Raw genomic sequence first — 16,726 nt, 5'->3', positions numbered from 1 at the left:
ATCCCGAGACGCTTCGCGGCCTTGGACATGCGCAGCAACTCCATACCCACAACTATACGTGCACAACACTAAGGATGACTAATGAAGTTGATGAGCCTCCGTCATCCGCTGCGCGGCGCTCTGCCCACGGCACACGGCGGCAGCTGGTTGCTCCTGATCGCGCGCCCGGCCTCAGGTCCTCAGGGCGCCAGGTGATCATGCGGCCACGCCGACGCCGTCAGCAGGGGCCACGCCCACCCCGCGCAGTCAGCGGTCACGCCCGTCACGCCGGAGCCATCAGCAGCGGCCGCGCCCGCTCCCGCAGTTCGGCGACGCGCGGCTCGTCGCGGTACGCCTCCAGGCGGTGCATCAGGTCCCGTACGTACTCGGTGGTGCGCGCGGACGAGATGCGGTTGGCGACCTCCACGGCACGCGCGCCCGCCGCGCACGCCGCGTCCAGGTTGCCGGACTCCAGTTCGGCGACGGCGGACACGACGAGCCGCAGCCCGTGGGAGCGGACGAACTCCTCGGTGGGCCGGGCCAGCGCCTGCTCCGTGAACCGCCGCACCTGGCGCGGCAGTCGGAGGTCGCGGTAGCACTCGGCGGCGTCGGCGGCGAACCGCTCGTGCGAGTAGAAGTCCAGCCAGGACGGGTCGGGGTCGCCCGAACGGGACCGCTCGAGCCAGCCCTCCGCGGACTTCAGCGCCGCGCCGCAGGCCGGCCCGTCCCCGGCCTTGGCCTGGGCGCGGGCCTCGACGAGGCGGAAGAAGCTCATGGTGCGGGCGGTGGCCAGGCCGCGGTTGCGCTCCACGGCGGCCTGGGCCAGGTCCACGCCTTCGTCGGCGAAGCCCCTGTAGGTGGCCTGCAGGCTCATGGAGGCCAGCACATAGCCGCCCAGGGGGACGTCGGCCGCGGCGCGCGAGAGCCGCAGCGCCTGGATGTAGTAGCGCTGGGCGGCCTCCTGCTGGCCGGTGTCGAAGGCCATCCACCCCGCGAGCCGGGTCAGTTCGGCGGTGGCGCCGAACAGGGAGCGGCCGACCTCGTCGCTGTACGAGCCGAGCAGCAGCGGCGCCGCGTCGACCCGCAGGCACTCGGGCACCATCGACGAACGCCAGTCGCCGCCGCCGTACTTGGAGTCCCAGCGGCGCGCGTCCTCGGCGGCCTCGCGCAGCTTGGTGACGTCGCTATGGCCGACGCGCTGGGGTAAACCGTCCAGGCCCGCGCTGCTCTCGGCGTCCTTGGGCTCGCGCGCGACCGACGGGTCGGCCGGGGTTATGAGCCAGCGGGACGCGGGCGTGGCATACGCGCTGACCGCGAAGGATCCGGCCAGACTCTGCCAGATGCCGCCGCCTCCGCGCCGACCCGCCAGATCCAGCCGGTAGAGCTCGGTCGCCGAGCGCACGGCCTGGCCGATGTCGCGCGGGAAGGCGAGGCCGACCTCGGGCGCCGGATCGGCGTCGGCGAGCCCGATCTCATGGAGCGGTACGGGCCGCCCGAGTTTGCTCCCGATCGCGGCCGCAATCAGATGGGGCGCGGCGCCTTGGGGCACCATGCCCTTCGAGACCCAGCGGGCCACGGACGTCTTGTCATAGCGAAGCGTCAGGCCACGCTGGGCACCGAGGTCGTTGACCCTGCGCGCCAGCCCGGCATTGCTGATCCCCGCGAGGGCGAGAACGGTGCCGAGCTTCTCATTCGGCCCGCGTGGCTCCCTGGACATGCGCACCCCTCGACAGCACCGACGGCCGCCCCGGCATAGGCGCGGGGCATTCGTAAACCCAGCGTAGTTCGCCGCATCCCGACCGTTAAGAGGTGGTGTCCCGGATGGCGAGATTCTTGTACGAACGGACGTGCGGAGCGTGGTGTGTGCTCCCGTTGTGTGTGGCTGTGCGCCTGTCCGTGCGCTCTGTCTCAGGGTTCGCGGGAACGTTTCGATGGGTCCTGCGTGGGTCGGCCCGCTGTACGGACACAGTGGGCTGGGGGACGCCGCCGCCTCATTCCCCGCGGGCGGCGGAGCGGTCCGGGAGGCGGATGCCGCCTCCCGGACTGTCGTGGCGTCAGGTCTCCTAGAAGGCTGGGGACTTCCCGCCAGGCGGCCGCGAGTTCGCCGCAAGTCCGCCGCGAGGATCTCGCAAGCCCATCAAGAGCGCCACGGAAGTTTGGCCGAATAACGCCTGTCAACGCCTGCCGTGGCCCTGTGTGGTGCTGATCACGGCCGGGCTCCCGCGCCGGGCCGGGGAGGGGGAGGCCCGGCGCGGCAGCCCCTCCTGCGGCATTCAGCGCATGCGCCCCGCACCGGCAACACATGGGCGCCTCTGCGCCCTCGTGCGCCCCCTCTCGTGGCAGCATGGGCCACGGCGGAGCGGTCCGTCGCGCCGACGACGGTTCCCGCGTGCGCGTCCGCGCTTGGCGGGATCACGTCTTGTGATCAACCCTGTTGTTCCTGTGGCCGACTGTGGTCGACTGCGGTCAAAGGACATCCAGGAGATCCATGTAGTTGTCCGGTTCGATGCCGAAACCGTCGACGTGCTGTGCATGATGGCACCTACTTCTTGGATGCCTTGTTTGCCCACACCCTGTGGAGGCGCGATGCGGTGGTTGGTGGGGTGGAGCAGTACCGCATCGGGGCCGGACCCCTCGCAGGGCCGCGCGATCCAGCCGGTCGGCGCCCAACTCCTGTGGGCGGACCCCGATCCGCTGTGGGCGGTCGGCGACTGGCGGCCCGACGAGGTACGCGTCGTCCAGGCCGACCCCTTCTCCCGCCTCGCCGTCTTCGGCTGCTGCGGCGCCTCCGACGAGGAGCTGCGCGTCGGCCTGTTCGCCGCGCGCGGCGGAGCCCTGCGCCACCTCACCGCCTGGCCCGGCAGCTACACCGCCGTCGCCCAGGTCGGCCGCCGCACCACCATCGTCGGCGACCTGGCCGGCGCCCGGCCCGTCTTCCACACGGACTGGGGCGGCGGCACCGCGTACGCCACGGCCGCCCTCCCGCTCGCCGACCTCATCGAGGCGCAGCTCGACGTCGGCCACCTCGGCGCGCTCCTGGCCTGCCCCGACTCCCCGGAGGCGATCGGCGACGGCACCCCGTACATGGGCGTCAGACGGGTGCCCCCGGGACACGCCCTGATCCTGCGCGACGGGGCCCGCGACATCACCGGCTACGAGCCCACCGCCTCGCTCGCCGTCGCCGCCCCCCAAGTGGACCGGGAACAGGCCGTGGACGGCGTCCGGGACGCCCTCGTGGAGGCCGTACGGGCCAGGCTCGCCGCGCCGCGCCACGCCCCCGAGACCGGCGGCGGCCTCGACCCCGGCCCGGTCCCCGGCATGGGCCCCGCCGAGCGGCGCGCGGCCCGCGGCGCACCGGCGCCCGGCATCGGCGCCGACCTCTCCGGCGGCAGCGCCTCCGCCACCCTGGCCCTGCTGGCCGCCGGCCTGCCCGGCATGCCCGGCACCCTCCTGGGCCACGGCGCCGAGGCGGGCGAACGCCTCCTCGCCGTCACCTTCAACGACCTGGCCACCACGGGCGGCGCGCGCGCCCGCGAGGCCGAGCTGGAGCGGGCCGGCGCCATCGCCGCCAACCCCCGGCTGCACCACGTCGTGGTCGCCGCGGGCGAGGAGGCGCTCCCGTACGCCGCCCTGGACAGCGGCCCGCTCACCGACGAACCCGGCCCCTCCCTCGTCACCGCCGAGCGCCACCGCCGCCGGCTCGTCGCGGGCAGCGCCGACCACTTCGTCGGCCACGGCGCCCGCCAGGCCCTCGACGCCCACCCGGCGCGCCTCGCCGACCTGCTGCTCGACCGCCGACGCCGCCATCTGCTGCGCCCCGCCACCGCGCTGGCGAAGGCCGACGGACCCACCGGCCACTCCTTCTTCGTGCCCTTCACGGTCTACCGGGCGGCGCGCAAGCTGGCCCGTACGTCCTACCGGGACGGCGTCGAGGACGCCGCGAGCCGCCTCCTGGAACGGCGCTTCACCGACGACGGCAGCGGAGGGGGGAGCGGCGGCAAGCCCGGACGCGGGGTCGTCTCCGCCTCCCTCGCCGCGCTCGCCTGGTGTCGGCCCGGCCCCGCCGCGCGCTGGCTCACCGGCGAGGCGCTGGCCGAGGTGTCGCTGCGCCTGGAGCAGGCCGCGGCCCGCCCCGTCACCCTGCGCCGCCCCGGGGAGCGGCGCGCCGACGCGGCCCTGGCCAGGCACGCCGCCGACCACCGGGTGTTCGAGCAGGCGGCCGAGGTGCGCAGCCAGCGCCTCCATGCCCCCTTCCTCGACAACCAGGTCGTACGGGCCTGCCGCGCGCTCCCCGAAGCGCTTCGAGTGCAACCGGGGGCGCGCGCGGCTGTGCTGCGCGCGGTCCTCGCGGGAGCGGGCATCCGCGATCTGCCGCCCGGCTGGGGAGCCACCTCCCACGCCGCCCACGCCGCCGCCGTACGGGCCGGGCTGCGCGCCTGGACCGGCGAGGTCGTCAGCCTCTTCGACGCGCCGCTGCTGGCCGACGCGGGCCTGGTCGAGGCCCGCGTCGTACGCAAGGCGCTGCGCGCGGCGGCGGAGGGGGAGCGGCTGCCCCTGGACGGGCTGGCCGAACTCGTCTCCACGGAGCTGTGGCTACGGCGGCTGCTGGCCCGGCGCGGCACCTGCTGGACGGGGACGGCGGCGCCGCGGCAGCGGGCGGTGGCGGGCGGGGTGGTGCCGCGGCCGAGCCTGTAGGGGTGGGGGCGGGGCGTGGGGTTGAGGGTTTGCGGTGTGGCGGGCGTGGTGCTGTGGTCCGTCTCCGGCCTGTGGCCCGGCCGGCGCCAGGCGCGGCACGCCAGTTGACCGTGTATTCGTATAGTCCGACCGTTGACCCGAGGACAATGACCCCGTGCGGTATCTGATTCTCGGCTCGGCCGAAGCGCGCGACGACAACGGGAACCCCCTGCCGCTGGGCGGTCCCCGTCTCCGCGCGCTGCTCACCGCGCTCGCCATGCGCGCCGCACGCCCCGCCCCCACGGCCGTGGACGTCCTCATCGACGAGGTGTGGACCCAGGACCCTCCCCAGGACGCGCCCGCCGCCCTCCAGGCGCTCGTGGGCCGCCTGCGCAGGGCCATCGGCCGGGACGCGGTGGTCTCCTCGCCCGGCGGCTACCGCCTCGCCACCGGCGGCCCCCAGGACGTCGACCTCCTCCACTTCGAGGCGCTGACGAAGCACGGCACGCGAGCCCTCGGCGCCGGTGACCCGAAGACGGCGGCCGACGTACTGCGGCAGGCGCTCGCGCTGTGGCGCGGCCCCGCGCTGGCCGATCTGCCGGACCGGGAGGCGGCCGCCGCCCGCCCCGACGCGCTGCGGCTCACCGCGCTGCACCGCCGTATCGACGCCGACCTCGCGCTCGGCCACGCGGCGGACGTCATACCGGAGTTGCGCGAGCTCGGCATGGACCACCCGCTCGACGAAACCTTCCACGCGCAGTTGATCCGCGCGCTGCACGCGGCGGGCCGCCCGGCCGACGCGCTCGCCGCGTACGAGGCGGTCCGCCGGACGCTGGCCGACCGCCTCGGCACGGACCCGGGCGCGGACCTCAAGGCGCTGCACGGGCTGCTGCTGTCCGGGGGGCCCGTGCAGCCCTCGGCGGGGACGGGCGTGGCGGCCGTACGGCGTCCCGGCGGGCCGGCCGGCCCCGGGGCCCGCGGGGGTCAGGGCGCCGGCGGCGCCCGGGAGGCGGCGCGCGGCTCCGAGGCGGCCTATGGGGCGGGTGTCGCCCACGGCGGCCGTGACCTTGGAGCGGAGGCCGGGGCGCGCTCCTCTGGCGATGAGGCGGGGCGCGGGCCGTACGGGCTCGTGGCGCCGAGCGAGTCGGAGCCGACCCGCGCGCCATACGCCGCCCACGGCCCTTCCGGAGCGGCCCGCGACAGCGAAGGTGCCCGCGCCGCACAGACCCTCGACGGCGGACACCCTGACCGTGACCCAGAGGCGCCCCACGGCCCGGGGACGCCGGGCGGCATGCCCGGCGGGCCGGCCGCCGCCGGGTATCCCGCCCGTGGACCCGGTGCGGCTCATGGCGCAGCGGCGGCGGGCGGGTCCGCGGTGCCGCGCGACCCGGGGGCAGTCGGCGGCGCGGCGGCGGTCCGTGGGGGAGCAGATGCCCTGGGGCCGAATGCCGACCGCGACTCCGAGACGCCCAACGGAGGCGGGCCGACCGCCGGGTATGCCGCCCGCGCACCTGAGGTCGCCCAGGGTGGTGAGTCGGCTGCGGCCGGGTATGCCGCCCGCACACCCGAGGTCGCCCAAGGTGGTGAGTCGGCCGCCGCCGCGTACACCGCCCGCACACCTGAGCTCGCCTACGGTGGCGTGTCGGCCGCCGCCGGGTACGCCGCCCACACCCCTGAGGCCAACCCCGGCACGGCCCGCCCCGCCGGGGCCGCCCACGGCACCGGAACCGCCCCCACCGGCGCCCCGCCCGTGCCGTCGAACGGTGAGCCCAGGCCGGGTGGGCCGCAGGGCGCCGGCACCCGGCCGCGCGGCAATCTCCGCGCGCGGCTCACCAGCTTCGTCGGCCGGCAGAGCGAGATCGGCGACCTCCGCGGGGATCTGTCCGGCGCCCGACTGGTCACGCTCACCGGCCCCGGCGGCTCCGGCAAGACCCGGCTCTCCGAGGAGGCCGCCGCGACCGTTACGAACGCCTACCCCGACGGGGTTTGGGTGGCCGAGCTCGCCAAGCTCGACCACCCCGCCGCCGTCCCAGGGGCCGTCCTGAGTGCCGTGGGCGACCGTGAGACGTCCTTGCTCGCCACCGGGCTGGAAGGGCGGATCGGCCCGGCGGACGGCTCCGACCCGACGGCGCGCCTCGTCGAGCTCTGCGCCCACCGCCGCCTGCTGCTCCTGCTCGACAACTGTGAGCACGTCATAGACGCCGCGGCGCGGCTCGCCGAGACGCTGCTCGCGCACTGTCCGGGGGTGACCGTGCTGGCCACCAGCCGGGAGCCGCTGGGCGTGCCGGGCGAGACCGTACGGCCCGTGGAACCGCTCCGGCCCGCGCCCGCCCACCAGCTGTTCGCCGAGCGCGCCTCGGCCACCCTGCCGGGGTTCGACCCGGCGCGGGACCCGGACACGTCGGCGGCCGTCGCGGAGATCTGCCGTCGGCTGGACGGCCTGCCGCTGGCGATCGAGCTGGCCGCCGCGCGGCTGCGGCTGCTGACCCCGCGGCAGATCGCCGACCGGCTCGACGACCGCTTCCGGCTGCTGACCAGCGGCAGCCGGACCGTGCTGCCGCGCCAGCAGACACTGCGGGCCGTCGTCGAGTGGTCCTGGGACCTGCTCGACGAGCGCGAACGCACGGTGCTGCGCCGGGCGTCGGTGTTCGCGGGCGGGTGGGGGCTGAGCGCGGCGGAGGCGGTGTGCGCGGACGCGGCGCGCGCCCCTCTCGCCGCCAATCCGCCCGCCACCAACCTTCTCGCCACCAATCCGCCCGCCCCTGCCCCGCCCGCCGCCGATCCGCCTGTCACCGACCCGTCCGCCGGGCCAGGCGCCCGCCCCCGCCCGCACATAGCCCCCGACGAGGTGCTCGATCTGCTCGCGGCGCTGGTCGACAAGTCACTCCTGGTCGTCGACCACCCGGCGGCCGGCCCGGCCCCGGCGGGCCCCGCCGGCGCCTCGGCCGTGGCCCCCTCCGAGGTCCGTTACCGCATGCTGGAGACGATCCACGAGTACGTCGGTGAGCGCGCCACCGAGGACCCCGCCGCCCGGGCCGACCACGCCGCTGCCGTCGCCCGCCACACCGCCTGCTTCCGTGACTTCGCGCGCACCGCCGAGCCACGGCTGCGCTCCGCGGAACAGCTTCCCTGGCTGCACCGCGTCGAGGCGGAACTCGACAACGTCCGAGCCGCCATGAAGCGCTCCCTGGAGGCGCGCGACGAGCAGACCGCGATCGAGTTCATCACGGCCATGAGCTGGTTCTGGTGGATGCGCAACTACCGGGACGAGGGCATCGCCTGGGCCCGCGAGGCTCTGCTCCTCGGCGGCGCCACAGGGCGCGACGACACGTACAGCGTGCTCGGCACGATCCCCGAGGGGGTTCCGCCCGGGCAGGACGGCGTCGACGAGGTGGTCACGCGCTACTGGGACCAGATGGATCTGCGTCTGCTGGTGTTCTTCATGAACGCCGACAACGCCGACGCACCGATGCTGGCCAGCCCCGAGGTCGTGACCGCGGCCCGTCGCATCCGCGATGCCTATCGGGCCCACCCCAGCCCGCGCGCCGCCCGCTTCCCCGGCATGCTGTGGCCGTTCGCCGGGTTCGTCCTCGACGGCCACGCCGGGGTGATCCCGCTGATGAACGAGGCGGTGGTCCAGTGCAGGGCGTACGGCGACGACTGGGCGGTCGGCGTGGCGCTGATGTTCCGCACGCACATGGCCATCGACTTGTCGGGCGGCATGAAGAATGCCGAGGCGGACTGGGCGGAGCTGCGGGAGCTGAGCAGACGGGTCGGCGACCGGTGGATGCTCGCCCAGGTCGAGACCGCCGCCGGTGAGATGGCCGCGAGCCGTGCCCGGCTCGACGAGGCGCGGACTGCCTACGAGTTGGCACAGCGGCTCGCCCGGGAGATCGGCGCACACGCCGAGACGCCGTTCCTCATCACTCGGCTCGCGGATGTGGCGATCAACATCGGGGACCTCGACCGCGCGGAGAAGCTGCTGGACCACTCGGACCAGGAGGCGGGGCACCGAGGCATCCGGGACGTGCTGTCCTTCAACCGCTCGCTGCGCTCGCTGATCGAGCTGCAACGCGGAAACCTGGCCCGGGCGCGGATGCTGTGCGACGAGGCGCGGCGCACCGGGGAGCAGGCGACCCCGCCACCGCAGTTCTGGATGCTCGTGGACGGCATGGATGCCCGTATCACCGCCGACGAGGGCGATGCGCCCGGCGCGCTGCGCAAGGTGCGCGACAACCTGAGCCGGGGCGCCGAGACCGGCTGCATGGAGCTCCTGCTGGCCCAGCAGGCGGAGACGGCGGCCCATGTCCTGGTGGGCTGCGAAGAGGAACGCCTCGCCGCCCGGATGCTGGGCGCGGCCGACGCCTGGCGCGGCGAGCTGCCGCGCACTCCGCTCCCGCTGCGCGAGACCGAGAAGGCCGCGGCCGCCACGCACCGCGCCCTGGGCCGCGAGGCGGCCCAGGCGCTACGCGCCGAGGGCACGGGCCTGTCCGTCGAACAGGTCATCGCCCTGCTCGACGAACTGGTGACCGCTGCCTGAGCCGGTCTCCCCGATCTCCGCGGGCCCGCGAGGCCTGGCACGCTCCGCCGGCTAGCGCTGGATACAGGGCCTGGCCCCAGACCTCCGCACGTGAACGCGCGTCACCCGGCCGGACGCGACCGCAGCCCGTCCAGGAGGATGTCCAGCAGCCGTGACGACGCCGCCGCCTGCTGCGCCGCGTCCGGCAGCGAGGGCGCCGCCGTGGCGATCACCAGCAGCACATCGGCCACCGTCACGTCCGGCCGCAGCTCGCCCGCTTCCCGCGCCCGATCCACCAGCTGCCCGACGACCTCCAGAAGCGCCGCGGCGCCCGCGTCGTCAGGGCCACCCGGGACGACGGGGCTGGGCTGCTCCACCAGCCGCAGCTCCGGCTGGGGAAGGTCGGCTAACCCCACCTGCCGCTGCTGCGGCACCCGGATCTCCGCCTCCGCCTCGACGCCGACCCGCAGCACCTGGGGCGGCAGCAGCCGACCCGCGCCGGAGGCCACTGAGGTGCGCAGGAACCGGGCCAGCGCCGACCACGGCTCGTTCTCCTGGCCGAGGGCCGCCCGCGCCTGGTCGGTCAGCCGGGCCGTCTCCTCCTCGGCTATGCGGCGCACCAGGACGTCCTTGCTGGGGAAGCGCCGATAGACGGTGCCCACCCCGACCCGCGCGCGCCGCGCGACGTCCTCCATGGGAGCGCCGTACCCCAGCTCCCCGAAGACCTCGCGCGCTGCCCGCAGCACATGCTCGAGATTGCGCTGCGCGTCCACGCGCAGCGGAGTGTTCCGACCGCCGGCACCGTCCACCGACGCGACGGCTGACGACCAATGAGAACCCTGAAGCTGCATAGTGATCCCCCGGTAATGACGTCTCCCCCCGGAGACTCCCCGCCCAGAACGCCGGGGCAGTCTCGACCCCGACGGAGTACGAACATAGTTGAGGGCCGGTCAAGAAAGAAGGGGGTAGGTCCGGACAGATCGCCCCCTGATCGGAGTACCGCACCGCCCGTCCCCGCTTCCCCGTCCGCTCACCACCCAGCGTCCCCCTGCTGACCTGCGCACCTTCCGCACGTTTGACCGAATCGGCACGGCGGAGCGTGCCGAGGCCGCCGGTCACACAATTCGTCGGGCCTGTGGACAAACCGCGGCTGTGCGTGCCTCATGGGAGGGTGAAGGAACCTGCGCGCATTCTCGTTGTCGGTGGTGGCTACGTCGGGATGTACACCGCGCTGCGCCTCCAGCGGAAGCTGAAGAGGGAGCTGGGGCAAGGCGACGTACAGATCATCGTGGTCGACCCCGAGCCGTATATGACCTATCAGCCGTTTCTCCCGGAGGCCGCGGCCGGATCGATCTCGCCACGCCATGTGGTCGTGCCGCTGCGTCGTGTCCTGCCCCGCTGCCAGGTCGTGATCGGCGAGGCCACGGCGATCAACCACGGCAAACGCACCGCGACGATCAGAACCCTCGCCACCGCCGAGGAGGGCACCGGCGCGATCGAGATCCACTACGACCAGCTCGTGCTGGCGCCCGGCTCCGTCTCCCGCACCCTCCCGGTCCCCGGCCTGGTCGACCACGGCATCGGCTTCAAGACGGTGGAGGAGGCCATCGGCCTGCGCAACCACGTTCTGGAGCAGCTGGACATCGCGTCCTCCACCCGCGACCCCGACGTCCGGGACGCCGCGCTCACCTTCGTCTTCGTCGGCGGCGGATACGCGGGCGTCGAGGCGCTCGCCGAGCTGGAGGACATGGCCCGCTACGCCGTCCGCTATTACCACAACATCTCGTCCGAGGACCTGAAGTGGATCCTGGTGGAGGCCACCGGCCGCATCCTCCCGGAGGTCGGCGAGGAGATGGGCAAGTACGCGGTCCGCGAGCTGCGCGGTCGCAATATCGACGTACGGCTGGAGACCCGCCTCGACTCCTGTGTGGACCGGGTCGCCGCGCTGAGCGACGGCTCGCGCTTCCCCACCCGCACCCTGGTGTGGACCGCGGGGGTCAAGCCGCACCCCATCCTGGCGTCCACCGACCTCCCGGTGAACGGGCGTGGCCGCCTCAAGTGCACCGCGGCCCTCCATGTGGACGGAGTGGAGCACGCCTGGAGCGCCGGGGACGCCGCGGCGGTCCCGGACCTGACGGCGGACGAGCCCGGCAAGGAGTGCGCCCCCAACGCCCAGCACGCGCTGCGCCAGTCGAAGGTGCTCGCCGAGAACGTGGTCGCCTCCCTGCGCGGCCGGCCGCTGAAGGACTACGCGCACAAGTACGCCGGCTCGGTGGCCTCCCTCGGCCTCCACAAAGGCGTCGCGCATGTGTACGGGCGGAAGCTGAAGGGCTACCCCGCCTGGTTCATGCACCGCGCCTACCACCTCAGCCGGGTGCCGACCTTCAACCGCAAGGCGCGCGTTTTGGCCGAGTGGACCCTGTCGGGGCTCTTCAAACGGGAGATCGTCTCGCTCGGGTCGCTGGAGAACCCGCGGGCCGAGTTCAAGCTCGCCGCCGACACCGGCCGCCATCCCGAGGCCAGTTGACGTCGGCCGACGCCGGTTCGGGCCTGTTCGGCCCGTCGGAGCGGAGGCGGGAACTCCCCCCACCCGACCGGCGTCTCACGGATGTCAGTCCGGTCAGTCACACTGGACGTGTGACCATGGGTGGGCTCGTATCTGCAAAGAGTGACAATCGCGAGGATTCGGAAGTTTGCTGCATTCCCCTGGGGGCCGTCCCCCGCACCCGCACCCCTCTCCGTACCCCCGCGCCGGCGCGCCGCTCAGCCACAACCTCGCGAGGTAACCCCCGGTGAACTTCACACGCTGGAGCGCCCGGCTTCCCCGAACACAGCGACGCACCGCCGCCCGGGCCGACCGCGGCGCGCGGCGGCCCCAGCCCGCGGCCGCGGGCGGCGGCGGCTCCGTCCCGGCTGCCCGGGGCGAGCGCTCCGACTCCTCGGACCGCGGCGAGCCGCCGCCGCCGGGCGCGGCGGACCCGGCCCTGGAGGACGGGCTCCCGGCCGCCGTCCCCACCCTCGACGGGCTGTCCGTCCATGACGTCCTCGGCCAGGTCCCGGCCCTGGTCGCCGTCGTCTACGGCCCCGATCACCGCATCGCCTACGTCAACGACTCCTATACGGCCATCTTCGGAGCCCGGACCCCCGGCGCCCCCGCCCGCCAGGCCCTGCCCGAGCTGCAGGAGCTGGGGCTGCTGCCGCTCATGGACCAGGTCCTGCGCAGCGGTCGGCCGCGTACGGTCAAGTCCCGGCGCGTCTCCGGGGCGAGGGCCGGGGCCGCGCCGGGGGCGGAGGCGGCAGCGGGCTCCGGGGCCGCGGGCGGCCGGGTGCGGCACGGCTACTACACCTTCACCTGCTCCCCGATCGAGATGGCCGCCCCGCCGCCTCCGGTTCCGGTCCCGGTTCCGGTTCCGGTTCCGGCCACGGTTCCGGCGCCGGCTTTGGCCGCCGAGCCCGCCTCCTCCGCCGCCGCGTCCGGCATCGGGTCCGGTGGCGGGTCCGGCATCGCGCCCGCGACCGCGGCCGATGCCGGACCCGATGCGGATGCCGCTGCCCCGGCCGCACCCGGGACGGACCCGGGGCCGTCCACGCCCGGTCCCAGGGCCGAGGAGACCCCGCTGCGCGGCGTGCTGGTCTTCGGCGCCGACGTCACCGATCAGGTGGAGGCCGCCGAGCGGCTGCGCGCCGGCGAGCGCCTGCAGCGCCAGGCCGCCGTCACCCTCCAGCGCAGCCTCCTCCCGCAGGAACTCGAGCAGCCCGACGACCTCAGGGTCGCCGCCACGTACCAACCGGGCGGCACGGAAGCCGCCGTGGGCGGCGACTGGTACGACGTCATCACGCTGGGCGCCGGCCGCACCGCCCTGGTCATCGGCGACGTCATGGGGCGCGGCGTCCGCGCCGCCGCCGTGATGGGCCAGCTGCGCACCGCCGTCCGCGCCTACGCCCGCCTCGACCTGCCCCCGCACGAGGTCCTGCAGCTCCTGGACGGCCTGGCCGCCGAGATCGACCCCAGCCAGATCGCGACCTGCGTCTACGCCGTCCACGACCCGAACGAGAACCGCCTGGTCTACGCCTCGGCGGGCCATCTGCCGATCCTGGTCCGCGACCCGGACGGCACCGTGCGCCGCGCCGCCGAGCCCACCGGACCGCCGCTGGGCACCGGCGGCTGGCTGCACACCTCGGCCTCGGTCCCGTTCGGCCCGGGCTCCAGCGCGGTGCTGTACACCGACGGGCTGGTGGAGCGGCGCGACAAGGACATCTACGAGGGCGTCGCCGCGCTGGAGCGCGTCTTCGCGGGCGCCACGGGCACGCCCCAGGTGATGTGCGACCGCCTCATCCGGGCGCTGGGTATCACCGCCGAGCACGACGACGACGTGGCCGTGCTGGTCCTGCAGCACCCCGCCCGCACCGGCCATGACGCCGAGCTGTTCCACAACGCCGCCCTGGAGCTCCTCGGCGGCGTGGAGGCGGCCCCCCGGGCGCGGGCGTTCGCCTCCGGCGTCCTCGCCAGTTGGCGCTTCCCCATGGAGCTGCGCGACCTGGGCGTGCTCGCCGCCAGCGAGCTGGTCGCCAACTCGCTCCAGCACGGCGTGCCGCCCATGCGCCTGCGGCTGCGCCGTACGGACCGCCGCCTGATCATCGAGGTGACGGACGGGGACGAGCACCTGCCGCGCCGCCGCCGCGCCGAGCCGGCGGACGAGGCCGGGCGCGGCATCTCGATCGTCGCGACCATCGCCTCGTCCTGGGGCTCACGCCGCACGCCGGGCGGGGGCAAGGCGGTGTGGTGCGAGTTCGCCCTCCCGGCGGGGTAGAGGCGCCTGCGGCGGGCCCGCCCCGCAACCGGGGCTCCTCCGGCCGGGCCCGGCCCTCGATCCTCGGACGTCGACCCGCGCCCCGGGCCATGTCGGCGGCGCCCTGCCCGGCCTGGCGGGTCCGGCGCCGACGGCCCCGGCGCGGGCGGGCCAGGGCGAGCGCCGCGGCCGCGTCCCGCTCGCAGCGGGCTCGGCGCGGCCAAGCCTGCCCGGCGATCGAACGCAACGCGCCGTCAGCCTGTCCCGGGCCCGCAGCTGCCGCCGGTCCTGTCGTCGAAAGGGGCGCCCTGGCTCCCGGCGCCCGGCAAGGCGCCTCGCTGCGCTGTCGCCTCGCCCCCACACCGCGCCAGCGGCAAGTCGACCGCAGCGCCCAGCACGAGGGCGATGCTCCCCCAGTTACCGCTGGGAGGCGCGCCCCGCACCAGCCGCCGCACGCGGCGGAGCCGCACATCGACCGAACCGATGTGCGGCTCCGCCGCGCGGGCTTGCCGCAAGGGCCGGGGCCGGCGGGCCGCCGCCCCTGGTCGTCAGGCCGCGGTGGTCACCGGCTCCACCGACGCCGACTCCACCGACGTCGGCTCCACGCGCTGCGCGGGCACCGTCGCACCAGGGACGGCACGCAGTAGTGGGTTGTCCTGGCGGGCCGTGAGCCGCCCGCCCAGCCGGAGCGCGAGCGCGGTGATGCCGAGTGAGCAGCCGACGAGCAGTGCGATGTACGCCACGTACATCCCCGCCCCGGCCATCAGGCCGCCCGCCGCCGGGCCGACGGCCAGCGCCAGCTGCTTGACCAGGGCGAAACCGGAGTTGTACTGCCCGACGAGGGTCGGCGGCGCCAGATCGGCCACCAGTGGGGCGACGGTCGGTGACAGCATGGCCTCACCGAGCCCGAAGAGCGCGTACGCCGAGATGATCGCGCCGGTCGCGACGGCCTGGCTGCCCGGCACCAGGCCGGAGGCCCCCGCCACCAGCCAGGCCACCGTCCAGACCAGCCCGGTCAGCGCGATGACCCGGCTGCGCCGCCGCCCCTCCACCAGCCGGAGCACGACGAACTGCGCCAACACGATGGCCATCGTGTTCGCCGCCAGCGCGGCGCCGAGCATCGCGGGCGAGACATGGGTGACCTCCACCGCGAACGCCGACAGACCCGACTCGAACTGTCCGTAGCAGGCGAAGAACATCACGAAGCCCAGCACGCACAGCTGCACCATGGCCCGGTTCCGCAGCATGGCCCGCCAGCCGCCTCCGGCTTGTTTTCCCACGGCCGACGTGGGGTCGAGCTTCGAAAACTTCGGTAGCCGTACGGTCGCCACGGCCGCGCCCAGCACCAGGAACATCACCGACTCGATCGCGAACAGCCGGACGAAGCTCGACGGCTCGGAAGGGTCGACCAGCAGCCCGCCCAGGAGCCCGCCGACACCGAGGCCGAGATTGTTGAGGAAGAACTGGGTCGCGAAGGCGCGCGAACGGGTGGTCGTGGTCGAGCACCAGACGATCATGGTGGCGAGGGCGGGCTGGATCACCGCGATCCCCGCGCCGAGCAGGGCCACCGCGGCGATGACGGATGCCTCGTCGGAGGCCAGCCCCAGCCCCATGGAGCCGAAGGCCGAGGCCACGGCACCCACGAGGGCCACCGGCAGCGGCCCCCGCCGGTCGATCACCCGACCGGTGAAGGGCAGCACGGCCAGCGCCGCGACGGCAAACGCCGCGAGCACCATGCCCGCGGTGCTCGCGCCCAGGTCCCGCACCTGCGCCACATAGACGAATAGGAACGGCACCGTGAAGCCGTTGCCGAACGCGCTCAGCGCGTTCCCCAGCTGGATCCGGCGCAGCGCAGCGCCCATCGCGGTGGTCACACTCACCTGCCTAGGTCGAGAAAGATCGATGACAATTAGGAGAAGTTCGAACAGTCGAAGTCTCAAGACTTCAAGGCTAAAGTTCGAAGCTAAAGAGTACATGCCGAAGGACTTCGACGCGAATGAGTTACGTGCCATACTGCGCGGCATGCCTGAGACCCCCGGCCCGGCCGAGCCGAGCCTCGAGGAGCAGATCGCGGCCTACCAGCGCGAGTTCCAGGACCTGGACCCGCAGGTGGAGCAGGTCGTCAGCGCCCTCAGCCGCCTCAACCGGCGGATGAACGTCGCGTACAGCCGCCAGACCGGGACCCTGGGCATCAGCAACACCGAGTGGGAGGTACTCAAGGCCCTTGTCCTCTCCGGAGCCCCGTACCAGCTGGGCCCCGGCGACCTGGCCAAGCGGCTCGGTCTCACCCCGGCTGCGATGACCCACCGCATCGACCGCATGGCGAGCGAGGGCCTGGTCACGCGCGAGCGCGACGAGGCCAATCGGGTGCGCGTCATCGTGGAGCTGACGGCCGAGGGCCGGGAGAAGTGGCTGGAGGCCATGCGGATGGCGTCCGTCTTCGAGGAGGACCTTCTCCAGGACCTGTCGAGCGAGGAGCGCGGGGCGCTCGGCGAGATGCTGACCCGCGTCCTGCGCCGGGTGGAGGAGACCCAGCCGGACGCCGGCGGACGGCTGAGCGACCTGGAGTGACATCGCACGCCGAGGGAGATTGACACGCCCCGGGGCGATGCGTAATGTACTCCGAGCTGCCACGGAGCCTTAACGGTTCTTCGGTAGCCACTCGCGCCGCACCGGCGGCAAACCACTACTGCACGGCCCCTCATCGGGATGGATTTCGGCGTGCCCGGAATTCGGTCGGGAAGCTCGATTATGAGCCTCGGGG

Annotated in this window: 8 protein-coding genes; 5 read left to right on the top strand and 3 right to left on the bottom strand. The window is 74.3% G+C overall.

The genetic code is table 11. The features are described from left to right. Positions 1-262 precede the first annotated feature (262 nt). Positions 263-1,696, bottom strand: coding sequence for an MFS transporter (locus tag PV419_RS52210; RefSeq protein WP_319701132.1), 1,434 nt, complete (start codon positions 1,694-1,696; stop codon positions 263-265). An 869-nt stretch (positions 1,697-2,565) separates the two neighbouring features. On the opposite strand from PV419_RS52210, the gene PV419_RS52205 reads away from it, so the two are divergent. Together PV419_RS52205 and PV419_RS52200 are read left to right on the top strand one after the other, a co-directional pair. Then, positions 2,566-4,674 (top strand): asparagine synthase-related protein, encoded by a 2,109-nt coding sequence (locus tag PV419_RS52205; protein ID WP_319701131.1) that lies wholly within the window; start codon positions 2,566-2,568, stop codon positions 4,672-4,674. Between the two features lie 154 nt (positions 4,675-4,828). After that, a complete protein-coding gene (locus tag PV419_RS52200; protein WP_319701130.1) occupies positions 4,829-9,193 on the top strand; it encodes a BTAD domain-containing putative transcriptional regulator in 4,365 nt (1,454 codons plus the stop codon). 101 nt (positions 9,194-9,294) lie between these two features. On the opposite strand, the gene PV419_RS52195 is transcribed toward PV419_RS52200, so the two are convergent. Next, positions 9,295-10,023, bottom strand: coding sequence for a helix-turn-helix domain-containing protein (locus tag PV419_RS52195; protein WP_319701129.1), 729 nt, complete (start codon positions 10,021-10,023; stop codon positions 9,295-9,297). Between the two features lie 320 nt (positions 10,024-10,343). Between PV419_RS52195 and PV419_RS52190 the strand changes: the two genes are divergently transcribed. After that, positions 10,344-11,699 (top strand): NAD(P)/FAD-dependent oxidoreductase, encoded by a 1,356-nt coding sequence (locus PV419_RS52190; protein WP_319701128.1) that lies wholly within the window; start codon positions 10,344-10,346, stop codon positions 11,697-11,699. Positions 11,700-11,964: 265 nt separating this feature from the next. Beyond that, positions 11,965-13,983 (top strand): ATP-binding SpoIIE family protein phosphatase, encoded by a 2,019-nt coding sequence (locus PV419_RS52185; RefSeq protein ID WP_319701127.1) that lies wholly within the window; start codon positions 11,965-11,967, stop codon positions 13,981-13,983. 527 nt (positions 13,984-14,510) lie between these two features. Here the strand turns inward: PV419_RS52185 and PV419_RS52180 are convergent. Next, complete coding sequence (locus PV419_RS52180) at positions 14,511-15,836, bottom strand: MFS transporter (protein ID WP_319701133.1); 1,326 nt, start codon at positions 15,834-15,836, stop codon at positions 14,511-14,513. 148 nt (positions 15,837-15,984) lie between these two features. Between PV419_RS52180 and PV419_RS52175 the strand changes: the two genes are divergently transcribed. Further along, the gene (locus tag PV419_RS52175) at positions 15,985-16,533 is read left to right on the top strand and encodes a MarR family transcriptional regulator (protein ID WP_319701126.1); all 549 of its coding nucleotides are present in this window, start codon (positions 15,985-15,987) and stop codon (positions 16,531-16,533) included. Positions 16,534-16,726: the final 193 nt, after the last annotated feature.

This window comes from Streptomyces sp. ME19-01-6, assembly GCF_033793745.1.
Lineage (GTDB): Bacteria > Actinomycetota > Actinomycetes > Streptomycetales > Streptomycetaceae > Streptomyces.
The sequence above is the reverse complement of the archived record's forward strand: the minus strand, read 5'-3'. Positions and strand labels throughout refer to the sequence as shown.

Coding starts and splice junctions, on each gene's coding strand:
- PV419_RS52210 (WP_319701132.1), bottom strand. CDS start 1,696: ATGTCCAGGGAGCCACGCGGGCCGAATGAGAAGCTCGGCACCGTTCTC.
- PV419_RS52205 (WP_319701131.1), top strand. CDS start 2,566: ATGCGGTGGTTGGTGGGGTGGAGCAGTACCGCATCGGGGCCGGACCCC.
- PV419_RS52195 (WP_319701129.1), bottom strand. CDS start 10,023: ATGCAGCTTCAGGGTTCTCATTGGTCGTCAGCCGTCGCGTCGGTGGAC.
- PV419_RS52175 (WP_319701126.1), top strand. CDS start 15,985: ATGCCTGAGACCCCCGGCCCGGCCGAGCCGAGCCTCGAGGAGCAGATC.